The 6563-nt window shown below is 63.0% G+C and carries 4 protein-coding genes; all 4 read right to left on the bottom strand.

Going from position 1 to position 6563, the window contains the following annotated elements; translation table 11 throughout:
* Positions 1-74: 74 nt before the first annotated feature.
* From HMPREF0372_RS15225 to HMPREF0372_RS15210, 4 genes are read right to left on the bottom strand one after another with little or no spacing between them, the layout of a single operon-like run.
* A complete protein-coding gene (locus tag HMPREF0372_RS15225; protein ID WP_007494388.1) occupies positions 75-2465 on the bottom strand; it encodes an S-layer homology domain-containing protein in 2391 nt (796 codons plus the stop codon).
* A gap of 12 nt (positions 2466-2477) precedes the next feature.
* Positions 2478-3683 (bottom strand): ABC transporter permease, encoded by a 1206-nt coding sequence (locus HMPREF0372_RS15220; RefSeq protein WP_007494386.1) that lies wholly within the window; start codon positions 3681-3683, stop codon positions 2478-2480.
* The gene (locus HMPREF0372_RS15215; RefSeq protein WP_007494384.1) at positions 3680-4375 is read right to left on the bottom strand and encodes an ABC transporter ATP-binding protein; all 696 of its coding nucleotides are present in this window, start codon (positions 4373-4375) and stop codon (positions 3680-3682) included. Before HMPREF0372_RS15215 ends, HMPREF0372_RS15220 begins: the two co-directional genes overlap by 4 nt.
* Positions 4376-4388: 13 nt before the next feature.
* Entirely contained in the window at positions 4389-6302 is a 1914-nt protein-coding gene (locus HMPREF0372_RS15210) for an efflux RND transporter periplasmic adaptor subunit (RefSeq protein ID WP_007494382.1), read from the bottom strand.
* Positions 6303-6563: the final 261 nt, after the last annotated feature.

Here is a 6563-nt window from a genome sequence, read left to right as displayed (position 1 = left end):
GCGGGAAAAGTGAAAACGCCTTGGAACCCAAAGGGTTCCAAGGCGTTTCTGGTAGACTTTTGGTAGAACAAAACTCATTCCACAACGACGATGCGGACCTTGCCGCCCTCCTCGGGAGAGCGGTCATAGTAGACGGTGATATCGTCGGAGAAGGCCAGTGCCAGATTCAGCGCAGCCTTGTGGTCGCCATCCTCGCCGGGCTTAAACCAATCTCCAGTAGTCTTATTGTAGCACTCAACCTTGTCGGAAATGGGGATCACCATGGAGTTGGTGGTCAGAAGCATGGCGTCGGTATCGAATTGGGCGCGGCGGATGCCCGTGGCCTCGTTCAGCGGCATAAACGCGGCCATGCGATTCTTGCCGTCCAACTGGTCCAGAGAGCCGGCGACGCCGCCCATGCGGTTGGTCTTGGCGCCGTCCACAGAGCCGACTACATAGGTGTGCTCACCGCTGCCGTTGGTGACGCGGATCTCACCGTTCTGATAGCTGCCCTCACTTCCGTCGTCCTTGCTCTCCTCGTAGCCTGCGGCACGGTAATAAATCATGCCGTAGTCGTAGCAGTCGCCGGTAACATCGTTAAGCACCAGCTTATCCACGCGGCCGGCCCAGTCATAGCCCACATAGGTGATCTTGTTGGCCGGGATGCTGGTGATGGTAATGTCGCTGCGGTCAATCTCCACCAGCCTGCCGTTGCCTACCTGCTCAAAGAAGCGGGCGCCGGCGGAGAGCTCCTTAGTGCCCATGCGGTTGGTGGTCAGGTTCAGCGCGGTGGAGGCGCCCTTTCCGTTTACCTTGCTCAGGGTCAGATAGTCACGCTTATAGGAGGATACCGTCACCAGGCAGCCGTTGAGCTTGGCGGCGGCGGCTCCGCTGTAAGTGGTCTGGCCCTCCAGAGTGAGGATGCCGTCCAGCAGCTCGATGGTAGCCTTGGTGCCATCAACTGTGGCCACGCCGACGGCGTTGGACTTGGCCACATCGGGAGAGACAGCCCCCGCCACCTGGCCGGTGGTGGTGAGCAGCAGGGTAACCTTGTCGCCCACCTTGAATGCAGCAAGATCCGCCTGTGCGCTGGGCAGTACGGTGAGCTCAGCGCCCATTACGGTGACGGTGGAGGGAGCGGCGGCGTTGGGGTAAGCGTTCTCATACAGGCCGCTGAGCTTCAGATCGGAGACAAACAGGGTATCGGAGGACTTGTCGTAGGTCCCCACGTCATACTGGCGCAGGTCGCTGAGCTCGGCGGGGATGCCGTTCTTGTAGATCTGGGCCGGGGTCTTGCCGCCGGACAGGGAGGCGAAGGGGTTGTTGGAGCCGGTGGGTTTGTTCTTGGCCACCAGCACGTTGTCGTCGCTGACGCTGGCGGTCTTGGAGGGCATATAGATGTATTCCAGCTTACCGGAGCTGTTGAAGCACAGACGCAGGCTGGTGCCGGAGCGCAGGCTGGTCCAGATCTTCTCGTAGGTGCTGGCGGCCTGCTCGTCGCTGGTATAGACCGGGGTCTCCAGCGTGACGGAGATGGTTTCGTCGCCCAACACAGGAATGGCGTTGGCCTCCGGGCTGCCCATGACGGTGACGGAGCGGAAGGTGCTGCCCTCCTCGGGGAGGACGGCCAGCAGTTTCTTGTTCTTATCCAGAACGAGCTGGCCGCGGGTACCGTTGAGCTCGCCGGGGAAGAAGACGCGGTCGGTCTTATAGGTGCCGGAGGTGGTGAGCACCGAGCCGGTGGTGCCGTCGTCGGCAGTGGCGTCGGTGGAGAGAACCACCACGTTGTCCTCCAGGGAGCCGCCCAGGGTGGTCAGGTACACCTGGTCGCTGTCCTTAGGCTCAGTAAAGAGCAGGTTATAGAACAGAATCGCCGCCTGCCCGCGGGTGAGGGTGGCCGCGCCGCCCAGGCTCAGGCCGTCGGCCAGCCCCGAGGACTGGGCCACGGCCACATAGCCGTCATACCAGTTGGAGCCGGTGGCCACATCGGCGCTGCCATAGCCCAGCACCCGCATGAGGATGGTGACGGCCTCGCCGTAGGTGATGGCCTGGTTGGGGCGGAAGGTACCGTCGCCCACGCCCATAATCAGGCGTGTACCGCCAGTGGTGCCGCCATTCTCACCAGCGGTGCCGCCGATGGTGATGGAGGAGGCCAGGTTCACGTAGCCCCTGGCCCAGTAGGTGGGGCCCACATCGGTGAAGATGGTGCGGTTGCGCTGGGCGGGCTCCTCAGCGCCGCGGCCCATGATCTCCACGGTCATTTTGCAGAACTCGGCCCGGCTCAGGGTGCCGCCGGGGTTGAAGGCGCCGCCGCCGGTGCCGTCCACCACGCCCAGCAGGCGGAGCATCTCCGCGGCGTCGGCGACAGTGGAATCGCTGATGTCGGAGAAGCCGCCCGAGCCGGACGCCGAAGCGGGAGGAAATACCAGTAGCCCGGCCAGCAGCGCGGCGGACAGAAGGCAGGAAATCAGTCGTTTTAATCTCATATTCTCTCTCCTTTAATCGGCCCGCAGGGCATCCACCGGCTGGAGGCCGGAGGCCTTGATGGCAGGGTACAGGCCGAAGATGACGCCCAGGGCCACGGAAATGAAGAAGGAGCCGACGGCAACGCCCGGGCTGGGCCATAGAATCATTTTAAAGGACAATTTGCCCACGATCAAGGTGCCGATGTAGCCAGCGGCGATACCGAACAGGCCGCCGATGCCGCAGATCATGCAGGCTTCGATCAGGAACTGGGCGATGATGCTCTTGCGCTCGGCACCGATGGCCTTGCGGATACCGATCTCCCGGGTGCGCTCGGTGACGGTGACCAGCATGATGTTCATAATGCCGATGCCGCCGACGGCCAGGGAGATGGCGGCAATGCCGCCCAGGAAGCGCTGCTGCATCTTGTCCTGCTCCTCGCTCTGCTCCTGCCAGGTATTGGGGGTGGAGACATTGCCCTCATTCGGGCCCAGCAGGCTGTCCAGGTAGCCCTGGAGCAGGGAGACGGCCTTGGTGGTCGTGGCGGAGTCCTTGGCCTTTGCCACAAAACTTCCAATTTCGGTTTTGCCGCTGATGATGCGGTTCACGGTATAGGGAATGAGCACATAGCGGTCCATACCGGACATGTTGTTGGGGTCCTTCTCCTCAAAGACGCCGACAACGGTGAAGGGGATGCCGTTGATGGTGATCTCCTTACCCACGGGGTCAATGTAGTTGAAGAGGGTGTCGGCGATTTTGGAGCCGAGGACACAGACCTGGCTGTAGTTTTCCACGTCCAGGAAGGAGATGTCCCGGCCCCGGGCGATGGTGAAGTTGTTGCACAGGGAGTAGTCCTGGTTGCCCATGACGAGCTGGGGGGATTCGTCCCAGTTGCTGTTATTGCTGTCCATGGACTTGGCGCCGTACTTCAGGATAGTCTGGTCGTAGTAGTCCACGGTGGGAGTGAGGCCCAGGATGTAGTCGTCGAGATCCTCCATGCAGTAGTCCCGGATGGTCTTGGTCAGATCCCGCCCGGAGGGGCTGTAGGCATTGATGTTGACCACGTTGTTGCCCAGGCTCTCGTAGTACTCCCGCATCTGGCGGTTCTGGCCCTCGGCGTAGGAGACCAGGATGATGACGGCGGCCAGGCCGATGATGACGCCCAGCATGGTGAGGGCGGAGCGGGCCTTTTTCGCGGCGATGGATTTGACCGCGATCTTGAAGGCTTGGGTCAGGTTCACAGAAAGGCCCCCTCTCTGTCGCCGTCGTAGATGATATGCCCGTCGGAGATGCGCACGACGCGCTCGGCGGTGGCGGCGATGCCGTTGTCGTGGGTGATGAGGATGATGGTGGAGCCGTCGTCATGCAGGCCGTGGAGGATCTCCAGCACGTGCTTGCCGGTGCGGGAGTCCAGGGCACCGGTGGGCTCGTCGGCCATGATGATGGGGGGCTGGGTGGCGATGGCGCGGGCGATGGCCACGCGCTGCTGCTGGCCGCCGGACATCTCGGTGGGCTTGTGCCCGGCGCGCTCGGCCAGACCCACCCGCTCCAGGGCGGCCTCCACCCGGTCGGCCCGCTTGGAGGCGGGCACGCCCTGGTAGATGAGGGGCAACTCCACATTCTCCCAGGCGTTGAGGGCGGGGATGAGGTTGAAGCCCTGGAAGATGAAGCCGATCTGCTTGTTGCGGATGTGGGCGAGCTGCCGGTCGGACAGCTCAGTGACGTCCACGCCGTCCAGGTGGTAGTCCCCGTAGGTGGGGATATCCAGGCAGCCCAGGATATTCATGAGGGTGGACTTGCCGGAGCCGGACTGGCCGATGATGGCCAGGAATTCTCCCCGGTCCACGGAGAGGGAGACGCCGTCCAGTGCGCGAACCTCGCTCTCCTCCCCCTCGTGGTAGATTTTAAAGAGGTTTTTTACATCAATGAGCATACCGGGGCCCTCTTTAATAGTACATTTCGTCGGGGTTCTGGTAGCCGATAAAGACCTCCTGGCCTTCCGCCAGGCCGCGGGTGATTTCCACCTTGGAATTATCGGACAGGCCGACCTCGACGGGCACGGCCCAGAAGCCCTCGGGGCAGTCCCAGGTGGGGTCGGGCTCCAGAATGGCGTTGGCGGGGGCCTCCTTGGACTTGACCCATACGATGACGCCGGTGCTGTCGTCGCTGGCGCCGCCGGAGGAGCCGCCCATGGAGCCGCCGTCCACGACGACGCCGCCGCCGGGCATCGGCACCGCGATCATACCCAAGGGATCAGCAAAAGCGCCGCCGGAGTAGGACTGGGGCAGAGCTTCCACGCCGCCGTCCACCATGCCGCCGTCCATCATACCGTCATCCATCATGCCGTCATCCATCATACCGTCATCCATCATACCGTCATCCATTCCGGCGGAGGGATCGGCATCCAGGGTTTCGGGGAGCTGGACGTTGGCGAAGCTGACATACTTGACGGCCTGGACGGGGACGGTGAGGCAGTCCTCCGACTCGCTGGCCACGAAGGAGTATTCGGCGTAAGTACCGGGGATCATGCTGCCGTCGTAGTTGTCCACGGTGACGACGGCGGGAATGGAGGCCACGCCGTTCTCGCCGGAGGCGGTCATGGATACGCTCTCCACGATGCCCACGTAGGGCGTGCCGTACTGGTTGATGTCCACCATCATACCGGCCTTGATGTAGCGGGCGTTGCGCTCGTCCACCTGGATTTCGATGATCATCTGGGAGGTGTCGGCGATGGTGATGCCCTGGCCGCTGGACACCTCCTGGCCCTCGGTCAGGCTGCACTGGAGAACCGTGCCGTCAATGGGGGCGACGGCGTTGTACTTCTCCAGCTCCTTGGTGGCCTCCTCCAGCTTCTCCTGGGCGGCCTTGAGGGCGTTCTCCTTGGAGGCGATCTCCTCGTCGGTGTCCTTGGCGCCCAGCTGCACCAGGAGCTGCCCGGCCTTCACGTCGCCGTAGTTCAGCAGGCTGACGCGCTCCACCGGGCCGGTGGCCTTGGCGGTGATCTTGGTGGACTCGTAGTACTCCAGCTTTCCGTTCTGGTAGGGGTAGATGGGGGTGCCGTCGGCGGCGGTGAGGCCGGCAGAGGCATCCATCCCCTCGGCGAGGGTGCCGGGGTTGTCCAGCACCAGCACCACCTCGAAGTGGGTGGCGCCCTCGGGGGAGACAAAGCGCACCTTGTTGATCTGCTCCACCTTGCCGGTGACGGGCGCCATGATGGCGGGGATGGAGATCTGCGCGGTCTGCCCCACCTTGATGTCACCCTCATAGGCGTAGCTGTAGTACAGGGAGAGGCGCAGCTTGGTGTCGTTGACCAGGGTAGCGATGGTGTCGCCCTCGTTGACGGTGTCGCCCACCTTGAGGTCGGCCACCTCCCGCAGGTTGCCCGCGTGGGGGGCGGTGATGCTCAGCTCCGCGATCTTGTCATAGACGGCCTGGAGCTCCTTGTTGCAGTTGTCCACCGACTTCTGGGCCTCGGTCACCGCGTCGCGTGCGGTGGTGTCGTCCATACGGTAGGGCTGCTGGCCCGCGGTCACCTGGTCGCCCTCCTGGACGAAGAGCTCCAGAATGGTGCCCGAGCCGGGCGTGACGGTGGCGGAGTCCTTGGCTTTGGTGGTGCCGCTGCCCTCCACCATGGACTGGATGGAGCCCCGGGTGACGAAGTCGGTCATGACCTCGCCCTTGGAGCCGTCCTCCCGGAATACAAAGTACCACACCAGCACGACGAGCGCGATGGCGATGGCGGCGACAATGAGAATTCCCGCGATCGTCTTGCCCCGGCCCTTGCGTTTCTTCTTCGGCCCAGTGGGGGCGGCCGGGGGCGCGGCCGGCGGGGTCATCACTGGGGTCTGCTGTTCGGTCATGTCTGTTCCTCCCTAAAGATTGGCGATTGGATTGCATTTACCATTGTACCACAAGCCGCGGGGCTTGGCATTACAAAGCAGTGACAAGTTCTTAAGGAAACCTTAAATTTGCCGCGGCTATCTATTAGACGAAAAAAACGCCCAAAAGTTTCCGCTGTTCCCAAAACTGTTTTTGCCGCCCCTACATCCGGGATTTCGTTTCCGGCGGGCTGTCTTGCGGCGCTTGGACGTAGGGGCGGGGCTTGTCCCCGCCCGCGGGCG

Origin of the sequence: Flavonifractor plautii ATCC 29863 (assembly GCF_000239295.1) — a bacterium.
Classification (GTDB): Bacteria; Bacillota; Clostridia; order Oscillospirales; family Oscillospiraceae; genus Flavonifractor; species Flavonifractor plautii.
This window is presented reverse-complemented; position numbering and strand designations above follow the sequence as displayed.